At 66.7% G+C, this 19,515-nt stretch carries 11 protein-coding genes; 6 read left to right on the forward strand and 5 right to left on the reverse strand.

The features are described from left to right. Positions 1–5: 5 nt before the first annotated feature. Positions 6–1,184 (reverse strand): alpha/beta fold hydrolase, encoded by a 1,179-nt coding sequence (locus tag NUW87_RS05045; protein WP_269027530.1) that lies wholly within the window; start codon positions 1,182–1,184, stop codon positions 6–8. After that, on the reverse strand, positions 1,184–2,401 hold the full coding sequence (locus NUW87_RS05050) for an alpha/beta fold hydrolase (RefSeq protein WP_269027532.1): 1,218 nt from the start codon (positions 2,399–2,401) through the stop codon (positions 1,184–1,186). Before NUW87_RS05050 ends, NUW87_RS05045 begins: the two co-directional genes overlap by 1 nt. A gap of 16 nt (positions 2,402–2,417) precedes the next feature. Here NUW87_RS05050 and NUW87_RS05055 point away from each other — a divergent pair, with 16 nt between their 5' ends. After that, positions 2,418–4,409, forward strand: coding sequence for a hypothetical protein (locus NUW87_RS05055; protein ID WP_269027533.1), 1,992 nt, complete (start codon positions 2,418–2,420; stop codon positions 4,407–4,409). Here NUW87_RS05055 and lepA read toward each other — a convergent pair whose 3' ends face one another. Then, on the reverse strand, positions 4,410–6,284 hold the full coding sequence (lepA, locus tag NUW87_RS05060; protein WP_269027534.1) for a translation elongation factor 4: 1,875 nt from the start codon (positions 6,282–6,284) through the stop codon (positions 4,410–4,412). Between the two features lie 46 nt (positions 6,285–6,330). Here lepA and NUW87_RS05065 point away from each other — a divergent pair, with 46 nt between their 5' ends. The 4 genes from NUW87_RS05065 to NUW87_RS05080 all read left to right on the forward strand — a co-directional run bounded on the left by NUW87_RS05065 (position 6,331) and on the right by NUW87_RS05080 (position 9,265). Next, positions 6,331–7,200 (forward strand): CPBP family intramembrane glutamic endopeptidase, encoded by an 870-nt coding sequence (locus NUW87_RS05065; protein WP_269027535.1) that lies wholly within the window; start codon positions 6,331–6,333, stop codon positions 7,198–7,200. 33 nt (positions 7,201–7,233) lie between these two features. Further along, positions 7,234–7,740: a type II toxin-antitoxin system PemK/MazF family toxin gene (locus tag NUW87_RS05070; RefSeq protein WP_034998261.1), complete on the forward strand. Its 507-nt coding sequence runs from the start codon at positions 7,234–7,236 to the stop codon at positions 7,738–7,740. Positions 7,741–7,927: 187 nt separating this feature from the next. Further along, a complete protein-coding gene (gene rpsT, locus NUW87_RS05075) occupies positions 7,928–8,191 on the forward strand; it encodes a 30S ribosomal protein S20 (protein ID WP_034998260.1) in 264 nt (87 codons plus the stop codon). Between the two features lie 87 nt (positions 8,192–8,278). After that, entirely contained in the window at positions 8,279–9,265 is a 987-nt protein-coding gene (locus NUW87_RS05080; protein WP_269027536.1) for a CE1 family esterase, read from the forward strand. On the opposite strand, the gene NUW87_RS05085 is transcribed toward NUW87_RS05080, so the two are convergent. Further along, positions 9,262–9,909 carry a LysE family translocator gene (locus NUW87_RS05085; protein ID WP_269027538.1) on the reverse strand — a complete coding sequence of 216 codons (648 nt, stop codon included), beginning with the start codon at positions 9,907–9,909 and terminating at the stop codon, positions 9,262–9,264. The two genes, NUW87_RS05080 and NUW87_RS05085, sit on opposite strands and share 4 nt — an antisense overlap. Next, complete coding sequence (gene holA / locus NUW87_RS05090) at positions 9,906–10,841, reverse strand: DNA polymerase III subunit delta (RefSeq protein WP_269027540.1); 936 nt, start codon at positions 10,839–10,841, stop codon at positions 9,906–9,908. Before holA ends, NUW87_RS05085 begins: the two co-directional genes overlap by 4 nt. A 202-nt stretch (positions 10,842–11,043) precedes the next feature. Here holA and NUW87_RS05095 point away from each other — a divergent pair, with 202 nt between their 5' ends. Then, on the forward strand, positions 11,044–19,512 hold the full coding sequence (locus NUW87_RS05095) for a Rib/alpha-like domain-containing protein (RefSeq protein ID WP_269027541.1): 8,469 nt from the start codon (positions 11,044–11,046) through the stop codon (positions 19,510–19,512). The last annotated feature ends 3 nt before the right edge of the window (positions 19,513–19,515 follow it).

Raw genomic sequence — 19,515 nt, forward strand, 5'->3', positions numbered from 1 at the left:
CTGCTCTAGGCCCCAGCCATGTCCAGCAGGCGGCCCAGCACCGCCGCACCGTGGCGGCGCAGCCCGTCGTGCTGGTAGACGTCCGTCTCAAAGACCTGCGCGCCGATCGTCGAGGCGGTCTGAAGCGACAGCTCGCGCGGGACGAAGATGTCGTCGGTGTACACCGCCGCGTAGGCGTCGTAGTCGCCGCTAAGCCCCGCGTACAGGTTGGGCCAGTCGTCCTTTTCCGCCAGCTCGTGCGCCACCTGCTTGAACGGGCGCAGCGCCGGGTCTTCGTCGAATTGGAACGGAAAGATGTGCTCGCCGGTGAGGTAGAACTCCTCATCGTCGGGGCTGGCGTCCGGGTGAAAACCCGCGAGCTCACGGGACACCCGCTCGGCCGCCCAGTTGGTCGCGCCCGGCACCGTCCCGCCGTAGATGGTTTCGTGCACCGCGGCGTACAGCGGCCCCTTGGCAAAGCTCACACGCTCGCCCACCTCCGCCAGAAAATCGGTGCGCAGCCGGCCGTTTTGGTGGAACGGCGCCTCGAACAGCCGCGCCAGCGACTCGAAGCCGCCTTCGCGCCCCAGCTCGATGCCCACGGTGCGCAGCCGGCGCGCACTCAGCCGCTCGCCCGTCGGCAAGACCTCCTCCTGCGCCTCGAGGTGGCGGCACACCTCGCGCACCATCCGCTCGGCGTCCGGGTAGGCCTCGTTGAACTGCCGGTGGCGGTGCTTCAGCTTCGCAAACGTCGCCCGGTAGACCTCGTCTGCGCCTTTGCCTATCGACGGCACACCTCCGGTAAATAACGCTTTACCCACCCCCTCCGGGCGCGCGGCCAGGTAATGCATGAGGCAGAACCCGCCGAAGGACTGGCCCAGCACGTCCCAGCGGTCAAGCCCCATCTCTTCGCGCAGCGCTTCGGCGTCGGCGACGATCTCGTCGGCACGCAGGCTGGCCAGTACATCCGTGTGGATCAGCTCCGGGGTGGCCGAGTCGATGCGGGTGGACCGGCCGGTGCCGCGCTGGTCCAGCAGCACCACCTGGTAGCCGCGTTCAAGGGCGTGACTGACCCACTCGAAGCGCTGGCGCGGCGCCGGAAAACCCGGCCCGCCCTGCAGGTACAAAAGCGCCGGGGCCTGGGTCTCGCCCAGCACACGGGCGAAGACGGTGAACCCGCCGCGGGTGATTTCGATCTCGCGCATCAGTCCAGCCTCTCAAACAGGCCGCGGGCGACATCCGCGCCGTGCGCCCAGATGCCGTCGTGGAACCACTCGGAGTGCGTCCACACCTGCAAGTTCGGGGTCTTGCGGGCGGATTGGATGGTCAGCTCGTACGGGATGAACACGTCCTTTTCGTACAGGATCGCCGCGGCCGGAACCGTGTTTGCGGACATGTCCTGCGCCTGCGCCTTTAAGTCCGTGCGGTGATGCACCTGGTCCACCGCCTCGTAGAAGGGCATCAGCGCCGGGTCTTCTTCGAAGTGGGTGCGGAAGAAGTGGTTGCCAAGCAGGGGCAGATCATAGAACTCCTCGCGCCAGATGCGGTCCGCGGACCAGTTCACCGCGTGGCCCGGCCGCGCCATCACGGTCTCGTGGATCACGGCCCACAGCGGCATGGTCTCCAGCGAAATGATGCTGCCGAGCTGCGCCAGGAAATCTCCGCGCAGGCGCTTCTCCCCGCCACGGGTGGTAAACGGTGCCTCGAACAGGTTGGCCAGCTGGGCGAAGTCGTCCTCCTCCCCCAGCAGCACACCGGCCATCTTCATCCTTGTTGCGGACAGACGCTCCCCGGTTGGCATGCGTTCGTCGTGGTTATCCAGGTGGTCGGCAACCTCTTCGACTCTGTCTTTCATCCACGGAATCGCGCGGAAAAGCTCCCGCTGCCTCTGCGCGAGCAATTGGAACGTCAGGCGGTTGAACGCGTCGACGTCCATCTCCGGCTCCGGCACCGCGCCCGCCAGGTGCACGCGGCGCAAGCCCGACGGGAAATAGGACAGGTACGAGCTCGCGCACGCCGCACCGAAGGAATTGCCCAACAGGTCCCACTGCTCAAGGCCCAAATGTTGGCGCATCGCCTCGGCGTCGGCGGCCACATCCGGCGGGCGCAGGTGCGCGAGCATGTCCGCGGTGATGCGCTCGGGCGTGGTGCGGTCGATCTTGTGGGAGCGCCCCGTGCCGCGCTCGTCCATCAAAAACACGCGGTAGCGCTTCAGCGCCTCCGGAATCCAGTCCATCAGCATCCGGGGGCCGGGCTTGCCGGGGCCACCCTGGAAATACGCGATGGCCGGCAGTGAGTCGTCGGCAGAAAGCTCGCGGCAAAAGACGCTGATATTGCCTGAGGACGCATCCTCTCGGCTCACCGGCACCTCAATCTCATGCTCCCGCACGGTGACATCCGGCAAGAATACGGTGGAGCCCATGGGATACCCTCCAACTATGAAAGTGCGTTCTTACCAGGACATCGGATACGATTTCCTCGTCCCGGAATCGTTCAGTGCAACGATGTTACCGGAGTGGCGGCTGGCGTCTTTTTCTCTGGTGCTTCCCATCCCAGAAGCCGCAAGCCTGACTGCGGACGGGAAACCGTTCGACCTCGGCGCACGCGGCTGGGCCTACGGCCGCGACAAAGGTCTGCGCACCGTTGAAAACCCCATGTGGGACCATTCGCGCGGCGTCTTCCGCAAACCCGACGAGCGCGAGGGCTACTACGGCGACATCATCGTTGAAGGTGGCCGGCCCTACTACAACGACGCGCGCAACCGGTTCCTGGAGCCGGTGCACGACGCCGTGGGCGCAGGCTCCGTCGACGCGGACGTGAAGCGCACTGCGGATAGCCGCCCGCACGCGAACCGGGAGGTATTCGACCACTCGGAGTTGGATGAGGTGGTTGCGGCTAACCGGAGGCGTCGCCAAGCACATGCCCCCGTCACCGAAGAGAGGGACCTGGCTGATGCGGGCTGGGACCCCGCGATCGCCGCGCACCACTTCGCCTTCGACGAAGTCCCCAACGAGACCGCCTTCGAGCTGGTTAACTACGACAACCAGGTGGCGTGGGAAGACCAGGTGCGCGGCGCGCGCGGAAGCCACGGCACCGCGACGCTGCGTCTCATGTCGGCGGAGGTGCTGCAGTTCCACGACCTGCACCTGACCAACCTGGCCGCCAAGGTGCCGGAGCCGGCGCACGTGGTCAGCGACTTTTTGGTGCTCAACGTTGTGGCGGAGAACCTCTCTTCGGCCACGCTGGGATTCTTGAGCGCCGCGCTAACCAAGCCGCGCAACTCGGTGCAGTTCTACGACCGCGCCGGCGACTACGACTACAGCCCGCCGCAGCTGTTCGCCCTGACTAAGTTCGTCAACATCGCCGTGCGCGAAATCGATTCCGCGCTCGGGCGCGAGACCTCGATGAAGCTGTCTACCAGCGGCGGGCTCGTGGCCACCTGCGAAGGCGACTGCTCGAGCACGTTCACGCTGCCCGCCCCGCAGCGCGTGGCCATGGCCATCCCCAACCCCGCGAAGCCGCAGTCGGTGCTGGACACCTTGAGCGAGGGCAACAACGGCTCGGTGCCTTCGCGTATCGACGCTCCGTTCGTGCTCGACGACCCCGACAGCACCTGGAAGTGGCACGAGCAATGGGCCTGGCAGATCCTCACCGGGGCGGACTCCTACCCCGAGCAGGTGCCACTGCAAACGCCCGAGGCGCTAAGCGGGTTCGTGGCGGCGAAGCTGTCGTCCTGGACCGTGATGACTTCCGAGTCCGGCGTGGGCATGGTGCGCAGTAAATCCGCCAGCCGCGAAGGCATGCGCTACTGGTCGTTGGCCAACACCCGGTTCGTAGACCTGGTGATGCTGCAGATGCGCGCCCAGGCGGGCGAAACGCACCTGCGCAAGTCGCTGAAGATCATCGGCGACTCCGCAGCGCACACCAGCCGGGCAGATGGCGCCGCCGGTACCGAGCAGGTGCAACGCCAAGCGTTGCAGGCGGACCTGGAGCGCCTGGAGAAGCTGCAGCTGGACCACATTGAGATCCGCGACAAGCTGTGGTTTAGGCGCGTGCCGGGCCGCGACATCGACACCCGCGTGCTCAAGGGGCTGCAGCGCGCCACCGGCTTTGACCAGCTGCGCGACGACTTCGACACCAAGGTCAAGTCCCGCCAAGGCGTGATCCGTACCCAGTTCGAGCAGGTCTCCGGCGAAATCGCCGAGGCGGAGGCGAAGCGCTCCGAGGCAATGAACCTGATTTTAGGTTTCGTCGCCGCGGCCATCGGTGCCCCGGACTGGGCCGAGGCCGCCGGCTGGGAGGGCCTGTGGGGCAACCTGGGCATGGGGCTGATCATCTTCGTGCTGATGTTCGCGCTGGTGTGGGCCCTGCAGGCGATGTTCAGGAAGGCCACGAAACAGGGACGCCACCTCCGCTTCGTGGAGGAGTAGCTACTCCTCGCCGTCGGTGGACAGCGCCGCCACGAACGCCTCCTGAGGCACGGTGACCGAGCCGATGTTCTTCATGCGCTTCTTACCGGCCTTCTGCTTCTCCAGCAGCTTGCGCTTGCGGGAGATGTCGCCGCCGTAGCACTTGGACAGCACGTCCTTGCGCAGCGCGCGGATGTTTTCGCGGGCGATGATCTTCGAGCCGATGGCGGCCTGAACCGGCACCTCGAACTGTTGGCGCGGGATGAGCTCCTTGAGCTTTTTGGTCATCTTGTTGCCGTACCACTGCGCCGAGTCCTTGTGCACGATGGCGGAGAAAGCGTCCACCGGCTCGCCTTGGAGCAGGATGTCCACCTTGACCAGGTCCGCGAGCTGCTCGCCAGCCTCCTCGTAGTTGAGCGAGGCGTAGCCCTTGGTGCGGGATTTCAGCATGTCGAAGAAGTCGAAGATGATCTCGCCGAGCGGCATGATGTAGCGCAGCTCCACGCGGTCCTCGGACAGGTACTCCATGTTCTTCATCTGCCCGCGCTTGGACTGGCACAGCTCCATGGTGGAGCCGACGAACTCCTGGGGCACGATGATGGTCATGTTCACGATCGGCTCGTAGACCTCGGGGATCTTGCCGCTGGGCCAGTCCGAGGGGCTGTGCACGAGCTGCTCGGTGCCGTCCTCGGAGACCACGCGGTAGGTCACGGACGGTGCGGTGGAGATCAGGTCCAGGTCGAACTCGCGCTCTAAGCGGGTGCGGGTGATCTCCATGTGCAACAGGCCCAAGAATCCGCAGCGGAAGCCGAAGCCCAACGCGACGGAAGTTTCCGGCTCCCAGGTCAGGGAGGCGTCGTTAAGCTGCAGTTTCTCCAGGCTCTCGCGCAGCGTGGGAAAGTCTTCCTGGCTGACCGGGAACAGGCCCGAGTACACCATGGGCTTGACCTCTTCGAAGCCCTCGAGCGGTTCCTCAGCACCCTTGGAGGCCCAGGTGACGGTGTCGCCGACGCGGGTGTCGCGCACGTCTTTGACGCCGGTGATGAGGTAGCCCACCTCGCCGGGGCCTAGCCCCTTGGTCTTTTTCATCGTCGGCGAGACGACGCCGATCTCGAGGATCTCGAGCGTCTTGCCGGTGTTCATCATCAGCACCTTCTGGTTCGGCTCGAGCTTGCCGTCCATCATGCGGATGTAGGTGACCACGCCGCGGTAGGTGTCGTACACCGAGTCGAAGATGAGCGCACGCGCCGGCGCGTCGGCGTCAGGCGCTGCCGCACCCGCCGGGGAGGTCGGAGCCGGAATGAGGTCCACCACGCGGTCTAAAAGCTCCGGCACGCCCTCGCCGGTTTTGCCGGAGACGCGCAGCACATCCTCCGGTTCGCAGCCGATGATGTTGGCGATCTCCAGGGCGTACTTCTCCGGGTCCGCCGCCGGCAGGTCGATCTTGTTCAAAACCGGGATGATCTCAAGGTCGTTGTCGATGGCCATGTACAGGTTGGCCAGGGTTTGCGCCTCGATGCCCTGGGCTGCGTCGACAAGCAAAATTGCCCCCTCGCAGGCGTCCAAGCTGCGGGCGACCTCGTAGGAGAAGTCGACGTGGCCCGGGGTGTCGATCATCTGCAGCACCATCTGCTCGCCGACGTGATCGCCGGTCTTGGGCACCCACGGCAGGCGCACGTTCTGCGCCTTGATGGTGATGCCGCGTTCGCGCTCGATGTCCATGTTGTCGAGGTATTGGTCGCGCATCTCGCGCTCGTCGACGACGTTGGACAGCTGCAAGATGCGGTCTGCCAGCGTGGACTTGCCGTGGTCGATGTGCGCGATGATGCAGAAGTTGCGGATCCGGGCGGGGTCCGTGAACGTTTCCTCTGCAAAATTTTTCGATTTGGCGGCCATAGTTGCCACATCCTACTTTGCGTAGCCCCGCGCTACGGTATGCACCATGCCTTATCACCGTCTCGGACTCGCTGATCGCACCCGGCCCGCCGCGTGGTGGCGGGCGCTGATTGAACTTCTCGTGCTGGTGGGGTTGGTCATCGCCTTCGTGGCTATCTCCGCGATGCTCCTCGGGCTGGCGGCGGGCCTGAGCGGGCGGAACTATCTAGACCTGCTGTCGGGCACGACGGATCCGCTTACCCCGCTGGTCCAGGTGCTGCTCATCGCGGCGATCCTGCCGGCGCCGTTTCTCGCAGCACTTATCGCTGGCCGCCGCCCGCGCGCGCTGCACAGCACCGCGTTGCGTCTGCGGTGGGGTGTGCTGGGGCGCTCGCTCGCGGTGGTGGGTGCGGTGTACGCAGTATCTTTGCTTATCGACGTCCTCCGGGGCGCCGCCGCCGACGCCACCTTCAACCCGTTCCGGTTGACCCTAATCGCGGCCCTGTTGATCGCCGTGCCGCTGCAGTCCGCGGCCGAGGAATACGTCTTCCGCGGCGCGCTGCCGCAGATCCTCGGGCAGTGGCGCGCGCCGGCGTGGCTTGCTTACGCGCTGCCGGGCGTGCTGTTTGTGGCCAGCCACACCTACAACTGGATCGGGCTGATCGATATCGCCATCTTTGCCGTGTGCACCGCGGTGCTGACGTGGCGCACCGGTGGGCTTGAGGCCGGGATCGCGCTGCACGCCGTCGGCAACACGGTGTTCTTCTGCTCCGGCGCGGTGGACATGCTGGACCCGAACGCCACGGAGATCGGGGTGCAGCAGATGCTCGGGGCCTCCCTGATGACCATCGCGTGCACCATCCTGCTGCTGTGGGCGCTCAAAGGAGTTTCAGCCGATCAGCAGAAACCCCTTGTCCCAGCAGGCGAGACAGCTTAAGGTTGCAGATAACTGCAATGTGGAGGTGCCAACGTGGCGTTCGAGCGATTTAAGCGCAAGAGTGCGCGACCCCGCACGGCATCGCTCGACCAGGGCCTGGCTCTGCTGCACGACCGGGTGGCCAACCAGATTGAGATGCGTCGCAAGCGCGCCTCGCGCATGGACGTGCGCCCCACCGGCTCGGTGCCCCGCAACGTCTACTACGCCCCCGACATGGACGGTGGCGCCGAACCCGGCGAGGTGGTGTGGGTGACCGTGCCGTCGCACCCGCCGAAAGAGCGCTCGATGCTGGTGGTGGGCCGGGAGCACAGCGACATCTTGGGCCTGCTCATCTCCCCGGAAGCAGGCCACGCGGAAGACGACCGCTGGTTTGAAATCGGCCCCGGCGACTGGGACGCATCCGGCCAACCCTGCTGGGTGCGCCTGGACAAGACCCTCGTCGTGCCGGAGGCCGACGTGCACCGGCGCGGCACCACCGTGCCGCAGCGCCGCTTCGAGCGTGTGGCGAACACGCTGCGCGAGCGCTTCCAGTGGCTCTAAGGCCAGTTTGTCCCGGTAAAGACGGGCTGTTATCCTGCTCGAGTTGACCGTCTCCGGCCACTTTCGGGTGCGTGCTGCTACGCGGGCAGGACCTTGGGTTCGCGTTCATAGCCAAAGCAGTGCGCGTTTTCGCCCGGCTGGGACGACGACATCCGTGTTCGATTGAGAAACCAAGAGGTATTTCATAATGGCTAACATCAAGCAGCAGAAGAAGCGCGTTCTCACCAACGAGAAGCGTCGTCAGCGCAACAAGTCCGTCCGCTCCGCCACCCGCACGGAGATCCGCAAGTTCCGCGAGGCTGTGGAGTCCGGCGACAAGGCTGCCGCTGAGGCGCAGCTGCGCGTGGCTTCCCGCAAGCTGGACAAGGCTGTGACCAAGGGCGTGTTCCACCGCAACTCCGCGGCGAACAAGAAGTCCAACATGGCTCGCGCCCTGAACAAGATGGACTAATTCCATCGTGTTTCGCCCCGTGCATCGTTCAACCGGTGCACGGGGCGTTTCGTGTGTAAACCCCTTTGAAGAGAAACGAATACTGCCGTGAAACACTCCCGCCGCGCGCTCGCAGCTGCGCTTGCCACTTCCCTGTCTCTGTCGTTGCCGGTCGCGCCGGCCGAGGCGCAGCAGTTAAGCTCCTCGCCCGAGTTTGAGGCGCTATTGGCCCGCTACGCCCCGGGCGTAGACCCGGAGCAGGTGCGCGCGCTCGGGGTGCTGGCGGCGCTGGTAGCCAGCATCGCCATCGCAATTCCGATGGTGAAAAACGGCAGCGTAACCTCGCCTTCGCGCGAGCACACCCACTCGCTGCAGGTTGACGGGCGCACCCGCACCTACGACGTGGTGCTGCCGCGCGGCTTCGACGCGGAGAAGTCCTACCCGGTGGTGCTCGGCTTCGGCGGCTGGCACCACACGTCTGCCAACATGCACGACTACTCCAACCTGGAAAGCCAGTTCTCGGACGCGATCGTGGTCTACGGCCAGGGCGTGGACAATGCGTGGGGCGGCGCGCCGTACGCGGACACCAGCATCGACGAGGATGTCGCGTACACAAAAGCCGTGCTTAACGACGTTGCTTCGCGCTATAACGCCGACACCTCCCGCACCGTCGCCGTGGGTCTGTCCAACGGCGGCGGCATGGTCGCCGCCCTGGCGTGCCGCGCCCCGGAGACGGTGCGCGGCGTGGCGTCGGTGGCCGGCGCGTTCTACTCCCCCACCGTCGCCGGCTGCACAAGCGGCGAGGTACCGATGATGATCATGCACGGCACCAACGACGGCGTGGTGCGCTACGACGGCGGTACCCGCCACGGCGCTTCCTACGAGTCGGTGGAGGATGTGGCGCGCACCTTCGCCCGCAAGAACGACTGCTACCTTTTGACCACGCAGTCCCGTTCCGCCGGGGTGACCACCTTCGACTTCGTCGGTTGTGCTGAGCCCGTGCGCATCGAGCGCGTCGAAGGCGGCGGCCACACCTGGTTCGACTCGCCTGACGCGACGCGCCAGACGGCGCAGTTCTTGCGCCAGTATCTCTAGACCACGCTGACAATCCCGCGGGCGATGAGTACAACGCCGACCACCATGAAAAACGCGCCCGCGACGATGTCGATGTACGGCCCGGCGCGAAGGAACTTCCGGCGCACACGTTCTGCCGAGGTGATCTGCGCGACCGCTCCAAACAGGGCGAACGAGCTGAGCCAGAGCGCGGCGATGACAATCACCGCGGTTGCCAGTGAGGGGTTCGCGGGCAAAAGCGGCGCGATCATGGCGGTCAGCGCGACCACGATTTTGGGGTTGGCCAGGTTGGTGGCCACGCCTCGTCGATAGGCAGCTTGCACCGAGCCCAACCGCTGCACCGCTTCCTCCAGATCCGCGGGTGGATCGTGCCTGTCGCGCAGCCCGCCGCGCAGGTTGTGTTGGCCCATCCAGATCAGCGCCGCGCCACCGAGTATCTGAATGGCGGCGACGGCCTGCGGCACCGCGTGCAAAAGCGCCGCCGCACCCACGACGGTGAGCGTGAACCACAGCGCTGCACCGGTGTGGATACCCAGGTTGGTCGCCCAGGCGTGCTTTCGCGAGCGGGTCGCCGTGCGCATGAGCAGGACCATGTCCGGGCCGGGGGCGGCGGCGCCGACCAGGTTCAGCCCGACGATGACCGCAAGATCGCCCGGCGCGATCATGCCAGCTCCGCGATGCGCCGCACCGCGTTTTCGAGGGCGAACTCCGGGTCGCCGCCTTGGCCTTTCACCTCGGCATCGAGGTCGGAGACGATGATCACGGCGTGGGACACCGCGTCCCCGCTCCACTGGCGCGCCACCTGCATGGTCTTTTTCGCCACGTACGGGTGCATGCCGACGGTGCGCGCCAACTGGTCCGGGTTGCCGCGCACGCCGTGCAGTTTGGCGATGTCGCCGACCTTGCGCGCGAGCGCCGCCGCGATGGACACCGGGCTGGTGCCCAGCTGCAGCGCGCGGCGCGTGGAGGCGAGCGCCCGGTCCGCGCGTCCCGCCACTGCCTGGTCCGCGATGTCGAAGCCGGCGACCTCAGCCACGCCCACGTAGTAGGCACGCACCGATTCGACGGTGAGCTCGCCCTCGGTGTCGCTGACCAGCTGGCTAACGGCGGAGGCAAGCTCGCGCAGATCCGAGCCGACAGATTCCAGCACCGCGGCGGCCACGTCCGGGGTGGGACGCACGCCGTGGCTGCGGAACTCCTCCATCAGCCAGGAGCGGCGTTCGTTGTCTTTCAGCGCATCAGCCTTGTGTACCTCGGCGACCTTGGCAAACTTCTTCACCATCGCCTTTTGGCGCCCGCCGCCGGTGTGCTCGACGATCAGCGTGATGCCCGGCGCGGGGTTCACACACGCCTGCAGGAGGATCTCGGTGGGCTCCTTGCCGGCGAGTTCCGCGTGCTTGACCACCACCACGCGGTCCTCCGCGAACAGCGACGGGCTTGTGGCCATCGCGATCTCGCCCTCGGAGACATCGCCGGCGCGCAGGGTGGTCACCTCCACACCCTCGCCGGCTTGGGCGACGATGGCTTTTGTCGCGCGCTCGGCGAGGAAATCGTCCTCGCCGAGCACCAGGTGCACGGGATTGAGCATGCGCGCCATCTTACGTCCTGCACCCGCTTCCCACAGAGCGGCTCCGCACCGGGGTATTCCCCACAACCCACAGGGTTTTAGTCCCCGTAAAACCCTGGCAAGTTCCGCAGTGAGTCTTCATACTTGTATTGGAGACTGCGCAAAGCGTCACCGCCCGCGAGCATCCGCGCGCCAGTACCGGACCGGCACAACACAACAGAAGGACCCCCTTATGAGCACGCATCTGACCTCCCGTCGACGCGGCACCTCCATCGCTGCCGCCGCACTTGCCCTTGCCACCGTTGCCCCGCTTACGCATGCGGTGGCCTCCCCCGACACCGCCCCAGAAGCTGAGGCTGTGACCAACAGCAGCCCGGCCGACTCGAAGTGGTCTGCCCCGGCTGGAACCATCGACGCAGACGCCATCAAAAACGGCTACGTCAACAGCGCCACCGACCTCACAAACGCCGGGAGCCTGCTGTCCGGGCGCGTCGGCGTCATGGAATCAACCGCGCCGTCGAGCATCAGCGACTCCATGGGTCTCAACGGTGTCACCGTGTTGATGCAGTTCCGCGACTCCGACGGCACGCTGTCCCCCGTCTACGCGGCCCAGTCCCAGGCCCTCAAGGGGCAGGCCGCCGGCGCCTACGCCTTCGACCTGCGCATGCGCGACGCCAACGGCAACCTGGTCAAGGACAAAAAGGGCAACTACGTCTCCTTCTACGACGCCAACGGCAAACCGCACCTGTTCAACGCCTCCGGCGTCGGCAACGGCCAGCAGGCGTACCGCCTGTGGGTGGCGGAAAAAGACCTGGTCAACCCGGAAACGGGCAACCAGTACGTCTACACCCGCCAATCCGGCGGCATCGTGCCCAACTCCTGGGTCGGCGTGGCGCCGGGCTCCGGCCAGTACCCCGCGGACGCGTCCGGCATGTTCCAGCTGGCGGGCACAAACATGCAGCGCACCGGCATCTTCCTCACCGAAGCAGTGGATCCTGCCAAAAACTACATGTCCGCACCCAGCGTGAAGGTCGATCCGCTTGGCCCGCTGTCCAATCCGGCGACCACCCTGTCGGTGACGGACACCATCTCCGGTTTCGTGTGGATGGACACGCTCAAGGGCGACCGCCAGGTCGGCCCGCCAACCCGCAACACGGGCAACGGCGACACCAACCTCGAGGGCTACAACGTCTTCGCCTCGGTGCTGACCCCCGAAGCCCAAAAGCGCGTCGAGGCCATTGAAAAAGATTCCAAGATCACGCTGGCGCAGCGAGCGGGCGCTATCAAGGCCATGCTCGAGGAAATGCGGGCTGCCGGCAACGAACCGATCGCGGTAACCGTCAGCGGAAAGACCGACGAAAACGGCCAGTACACCCTGCGCACCGACTACAAGGAACTCTCCGGCAACTCGCGCATGTACATGTGGGTCACGGACCAGAACGGCCAGCAGGTCAACGCGTACTCACCATTTCCCACCCCGGTGTTCCAGAAGTACAACGACAACGCCGGCGAGGCTCCCCACCCCGCCGCGGCCATCGTGCCGGGCATGAACCCCGCGCCGGACAACTTCTACAACTTCGGCTTCGCGGTCGTGCCCTACGGGCCGGTGAAGTTGGACATTCCCAACTACGACCAGCTGCTGAACCCGTCGCCGCTGGACGGCACGGCGCAGCTTAACGTCACTGGCACGCTGCCGCCGGTGCCGGGCAACCGCATCGTCTGGCGCAACGAAACCACTGGCAAGGTGGTCAAGGAGTGCCCGGTGTCCTCGCTTTCGGACGCGAACGCGTGCACGTTCCCGGTGTCCGCGGACCCCACCGCCGCTGCCGGAACCGTGTACTCGGCGACCCTCTACAGCGGCATCGACGACCTGCTCGCGTCTGACTCCTTTATCGTGGCCAAGGGCCAAAACGCAGTGAGCCAGCCGGCCTACCCCGCCAAGGAAACCTTCCCCGGCAAGGCCGTCACACTGAACCAGACGGACACGTCCGTTCCGGCGGACACGAAGTTCACCTTCGGCACGCCTGTCGACGCCTCCGGTTCCCCCGTTTCCGGCTGGACCACGCAAGCAGCTTCGGATGCGGGCACCGGCGGGTTCACCGCCACCCCGCCCGCTGGCACCGCGCCCGGCGAGTACACGATCCCCGTCCAGGTGGTCTACCCGGACGGCTCGCAGGAGACGGTCTTCGCCAAAGTTACCGTCACACCGCCCCCGCAGGCGGAGGAGTTCACCCCGCAGGGCCAAACCACCGAGGCCGTCGTGGGCACCGCTGTGCCGGAGGCTCGCTCCGCCATCGCCAACGTGGTGGATCTGCCGGCGGACGCAACTTACAGCTGGGAAACGCCGCCGTCCACCGACAAGGAGGGCGACTTCCCCGCAGTGGTCCTGGTCACCTACCCCGACGGCTCGGTAGACCGCGTGGAGGTGACGGTGCGCATCACCCCGGCACCGGCGAAGCCGCTGAACCAGACCAACGATCCGGCCGGTCAGGACCAGACGGTCAACCTGGGCGATACGCCGACCGCGCGCGCCTCCATCGCCAACGCCGACGACATTCCTGCTGGCACCCATTTCACCTACGAAACTCCGGTGGACACCTCCACGTCCGGCGCGAAGCAAGCCGTTGTTCTGGTCACCTACCCCGACGACACCGTGGACCGGGTAGAGGTGACGGTGCACGTGCGCACGCAGGCGGAGCAGTTCGACCCGTCCGGGCAGCCGCAGACGGTGGACAATGGTGCTGAGGTGGACCCGAAGGCGTCGATAAGCAACGCAAGCGAACTGCCGGAAGGCACCACCTTCGAGTTCGAGGACGCCCCGGATACCTCCACGCCGGGCACGAAGGACGCCGTTGTCGTTGTCACCTACCCGGACGGCACTCAGGACCGCGTCCAGGTGCAGGTCACGGTGACCCCGCAAAACGAGCAGTACGCGCCGCAGCCGGCGGTGCAGGTAGTGGATCAGGGCACGACGCTCGACCCGGAGCTGTCCCTGCTGCCGAACCAGCAGCTTCCCGACGGCACCCGCTTCGAGTGGGCCACCACCCCGGACACCTCCGCACCGGGGACGAAGGACGGCGTGGTGCGCGTGACGTACCCGGACGGCACCACCGACGACATCAAGGTGCAGGTGGAAGTGCGCACCCAGGCCGAGCAGTACGCGCCGGTGGCGAAAACGCAGACCGTCGACAACGGTGCCACGCCGAAGGCGCAAGACTCCCTTGCCGACACCGCATCGCTGCCGAAGGGCACCACGTTCGAATGGGAGGAAGCGCCCGACACCTCCTCGCCGGGGTCAAAGGACGCCGTTGTGGTGGTCACCTACCCGGACGGCTCCACAGAGAAGGTGCCGGTGAGCGTTGTTGTGCGCTCGCAGGCCGACACGTTCTCCCCTGAAGGCCAGGACCAGACCGTGGACTTCGGCACCGACGCCGACCCGAAGGATTCGATCACAAACGCCGGCGACCTGCCGGAGGGAACCAAGTTCGCTTACGAGGTGCCGCCGGCGGGCGCGCAGCCTGGCCCCCACTCCACCAACGTCATCATCACCTACCCCGACGGCACCGTGGACACGGTTGCCGTGAAGGTGACCGTGCGGCCCATGTCGGACTCGGCCGACCCGCAGGGCGCCGACGTCACCGTCGACAACGGAGACCACGTCACGGCAGAAGACCTGCTGGCCAACGAGGACACGCTGCCGGAAGGCACCACGCTCGCGCTGGAGAACCCGGTGGACACCTCGAAGCCGGGCAAGCAGGAAGTCACCGTGGTTGTCACCTACCCGGACGGCTCCACCGAAAAGGTCACCACAACCGTCACGGTGCGCCCACAGGCGGACACCAACTCCCCCGAGGGCCAGGACATCGACGTGGTCGAAGGCGCCGAGGCGTACCCCGAGTCGGCGATCACCAACATCGGCGACCTACCCGCCGGCACCACCTTTACCTGGGCCACCGAGCCGGACACCAGCGCAACCGGCACTCAGGACGCGGTCGTGCGCGTGACCTACCCGGACGGCTCCACCGAGGAAGTGCCGGTCAAGGTCAACGTCACATCGAAGCCCGCCGACCCGATGAACACGACCAACGATCCGGCCGGCCAGGACGTCACCGTCAAGGCCACCAGCGCGCTGGATGCCCGCAACGCCGTGGCGGACGCGGACTCGCTGCCGGCTGGCACGCACTTCGAGTTCGTCAACCCGCCGTCGACGGACAAACCCGGCACGTTCGACAACGTCGAGGTGCGCGTGGTGTACCCGGACGACACGGTCGACACCATCACCGTGAAGGTCACCGTCACCCCGCTTGCGGACGACTACGCCCCAGCCGCCGCGGAACAGACCGTGGACAACGGCGCCACCCCGGACGCCGCCGCATCCATCGGCAACCTTTCGGACCTGCCGACCGGCACAAAGGTGGAATGGGACAGCACGCCTGACACCTCCTCCCCCGGCGACAAGACCGGCACCGTGAAGGTGACCTACCCCGACGGTTCTACCGAAACCGTCGAGGTCACCGTCACCGTGCGGCCGCAGGCCGACACCTCCACGCCCGCGCCTAAGGTGCGCACCGTGGAAAACGGCGCCAAGGATCTGCGCCCGGAGGACTCCATCGCCAACACCGACGACCTGCCCGGCGCCACCTACACCTGGCAGACGCAGCCGGACACCACCAAGCCCGGTGTTCAGGACGTCTCTATCACCGTCACCTACCCGGACGGCTCCTCCGAGGTGGTCACAACCCAGATCGTTGTGAGCCCGCTCGCGGACGCGAACGAGCCGGCTGGCCAGCCGCAGACGGTGAATAGGGATGCTGCGGTGGACCCGAAGGCGTCGATAAGCAACGCAAACGACCTGCCCGAAGGCACCACCTTTACCTTCGAATCCCCCGTGGACACCACGACCTCCGGCACCAAGGACGCAGTGGTGCTGGTGACTTACCCGGACGGCTCCGTCGACCGCGTCAGCGTGCAGATCAACGTACGCACCGACGAGCAGTACTACGCGCCCGCCGGCAGGACGCAGACCGTCAACATCGGCGACGACCCTGCGCCCGCCGCCTCCATTGTGCACCCCGATTCGCTGCCGGTGGGCACCAAGCTGACGTGGGAGAGCGCACCAGATACCTCGAGCGGCGGCGCGAAGGACGCCGTGGTGCGCGTGGAGTACCCCGACGGGACCAGCGAAACCGTGAGCGTGACCGTTAGCGTCCGCTCCAACGAGCAGCAGTACACCCCGCACGCGGGGCTGCAGGTAGTGGACAAGGGCGCAGAACCGGCCGCCGCCGACTCCGTCGACAACGCCGGCGAGCTTCCAGAGGGCACCGACATCACCTGGGTGACCGCGCCCGACACCTCCTCGCCCGGCCAGAAGACCGGCGAGGTGCTGGTGACCTATCCCGACGGCACTTCGGAGACCCTCACCGTTGTGGTGCAGGTGCGCGACGACGCCGAGATGCACGATCCCGCCGCCGCTGACCAGGTGGTGAACCAGGGCGAGGCTGCCGACCCGCGCAACTCCCTCACCGGCGACCTGCCGGAGGGCACGAACCTCAGCTGGGAGCAGCCGGTGGACACCTCCACTTCGGGCGTGAAGGACGCCGTTGTTGTGGTGACCTACCCGGACGGCTCCGTTGACCGCGTGCCGGTGAAGGTCATCGTGCGCACCCACACCGACCAGCACGACGCTGCCGGCCAGGACATCACCGCTGTCGAAGGCGTCGACGCGCCGCCGGCGCGCACCGCCATCGCCAACGTGGCGGAGCTGCCCGCCGATGCCGTCTACACGTGGTCGGTCGCGCCGGATACCTCCGCAACCGGCGATGTCCCCGCCGTGGTGCTGGTGACCTACCCGGACGGCACGGTGGACCGCGTCCCGGTCACCGTCCACGTCGTAGCGGCACCGAAGACCCCGATGAACGAGCAGCACACCCCGAACGCTGGCGAGCAGACCGTCAACGTCGGCGACAGCGTCGTGCCGCGCGCTTCCGTGGGCAACGTCGACGACCTGCCGGCCGGCACCTACTTCGAGTTCACCCAGCCGGTGGACACCTCCACCCCTGGCAATAAGGACGCCGAAGTCCTGGTGACCTACCCGGACGGCACGACCGACACTGTGAAGGTCACCGTTGCCGTGCGCTCCCAGGCCGATCAGTTCTCCCCGGAGGGCCAGCCGCAGAGCACCAACAACGGACAAGTGCCGGCGGCCACCGGCTCGATTGCCAACCTCTCCGAGCTGCCTGCCGGCACCACGGTGACCTGGAAGACCGAGCCGGACGTCTCCGCCCCGGGCGACAAGGACGCCGAAGTGCTTGTGACCTACCCCGACGGTTCCACTGAGACCGTGAAGGTGAAAGTGAGCGTTCGCGAGCAGTCCGAGCAGTTCAACCCGGCCGGTAAGGACCAGTCCGTGAAGGAGGGCGATGCCCCTGAGGCGTCCGCGTCTATTGCCAACCCGGAGCTGCTCCCCGAGGGCACCACGATCACTTGGGAGGACGCGCCGGACACCTCTACCCCGGGCACGAAGGACGCCACGGTGGTGGTGGCCTACCCGGACGGCACCACCGACAAGGTCAACGTCCACGTTGCAGTCGGCTCCATGGCCGACCAGCACGACCCGGCTGGAAAGGACCAGAGCGTCACCAGCGGCGATGTGCCGCAGGCCGGAAACTCCGTGGCGAATGCGGCCGACCTTCCCGCGGGGACCACATTCGGCTGGAAGACCGCCCCGGACACCTCTACCCCGGGCGCAAAGCAGGCCACAGTGGTGGTGACCTACCCGGACGGCTCCACGGACACCGTGGACGTCACCGTTGACGTGGCGAGCCAGGCTGACACGCACGACCCGCAGGGCCAGGGCATCCAGGCCGTGGTGGACACTCCTGCGCCGAACGCCGCGACCGCTATCTCCAACGCGTCCGACCTGCCGGCCGGCACCACCATCACCTGGGACAGCGAGCCCGACACCTCCAAGCCTGGCACCACTGCCGCGACTGTGGTGGTGACCTACCCGGACAAGACCGAGGACCGGGTGCCGGTGGAGGTCACCGTCATCGAGGCCCCCGAGACCCCGATGAACGAGTCCCACCAGCCAGGCACCCGCCCGGTGTTTACGAAGCAGTTTGTGGACGCCCCTGCGGCCGCCACCGCCGTCGTCAACGCCGACACCTTCCCGCCGGGCACCCACATCGAGTGGACCACCGAGCCGGACACCTCCGTGCCCGGCGAGCAGACAGCGTCGATCACCGTGACCTACCCGGACGGCACCAAGGACGTCGTGGAGACCACCCTGACCGTGGGTGAATCGCTGTCCACCACGCACACCCCGTTCTGGGACCAGACCCACGCCCAGCCAGGCGCCAAGGTGACCCTGCCGCAGGTCGGCGACCGCTCCATGCCGGAGGGCACCACCTTCACCGTGGATAACCCGGAGTTCGTCATCGCCGACGATGGCACCGCCTACATCACCCTGCCTGCGGATGCGGCACCGGGCGATGTCTTTACCACCACCGTGACCATCCGCTACCCGGATGGCTCCTACGAGACGGAGGAGATCCGGGTCACCGCCGAGCTGCCCTACAACCCGGGCTACGGCGACCCCGTCGCCGCCGCGCTCGGCGGTTCCGGCACGGCGCTTTTGACCTTCGAGGTCGCTCCGGATGTCTCCGAGGCGCACATCACCGCAACGCACGACCACAACGGGCTGTGGCAGATCTCCGACCCGGACGCCCGCGGCAACATCACCGCAGTGGGGCCGACGCTGGAGGCGCTGGCGAAGTTGTACACCGGCAAGGAGTCGGTAGCGGAGCTCGCTTCGCTTTTCGACGCCTCCGCCGACGTGACCGTCACCTACCGCCCAGGCGTGCCCGCCGACGAGGACGTCACCGCCCGGTTCACTCTCGTGGCGGTCGACGGCACGCCGATGGCGCAGGTCTCCGACTGGGACGGCGACGGTGTGTCCAACGAGGACGAGGTGAACAAGGGCACCAACCCGTTCGATCCGGCGTCTGTGCCGGCCGAGCCCGCTCCCGTGCCTGAAGATCCCACCGACGTCTACCCACCGGAGGTGACCGTCACCCCGGGTGGCACCACCGAGATCCCGGCGCCGGCACTGCCAGATGATGCCACCGTCACCCCGGCACCCAGCGTGCCCGACTGGGTCGAGGTCAAACCCGACGGCAACGTCATCATCACCCCGCCGGAAGACGTCAAGCCGGGCACCTACCCCGTCGAGGTCGAAATCACCCGCCCCGACAAGGACCCGAGCAAGGCGGTCATCGAGGTGATCGTGGAAAAGCCCACCGACACGGCCCCTGCGCCGTCTGGTTCCTCGGAACTGACGGATGAGGAGCGCGGTCGTTGCATCGCCACCGGCGTCGGATTCGGTCTGCCGCTGCTCGCGCTGATCCCGATCGCGATCGGCTCGCAGGTCAACCTGCCGTGGGTAGACGAGTTCTCGCAGCAAGCGCACTCGGCACTGCAGGACTTCAACACCCAGCTGCAGCAGAAGACGGGCTTGTACAACCCGGATGTTGCGCAACAGGTGGACAGCATCAACCGCCAGTTGCAGGCGTTCGGCCGCGAGCACGGCACGTTGATCGGCGGCGCTGGCGCGGTTGCCGTGGCAGCGCTCGTTGTCACGCTGCTGTGGAAGAACTGCACCCCGGGCGAGCAGCTGAGCTCCGAGTCCAGCAGCCAGAAGTAGCGG

Source organism: Corynebacterium pilbarense (assembly GCF_026930265.1).
Taxonomy (GTDB): Bacteria; Actinomycetota; Actinomycetes; order Mycobacteriales; family Mycobacteriaceae; genus Corynebacterium; species Corynebacterium pilbarense.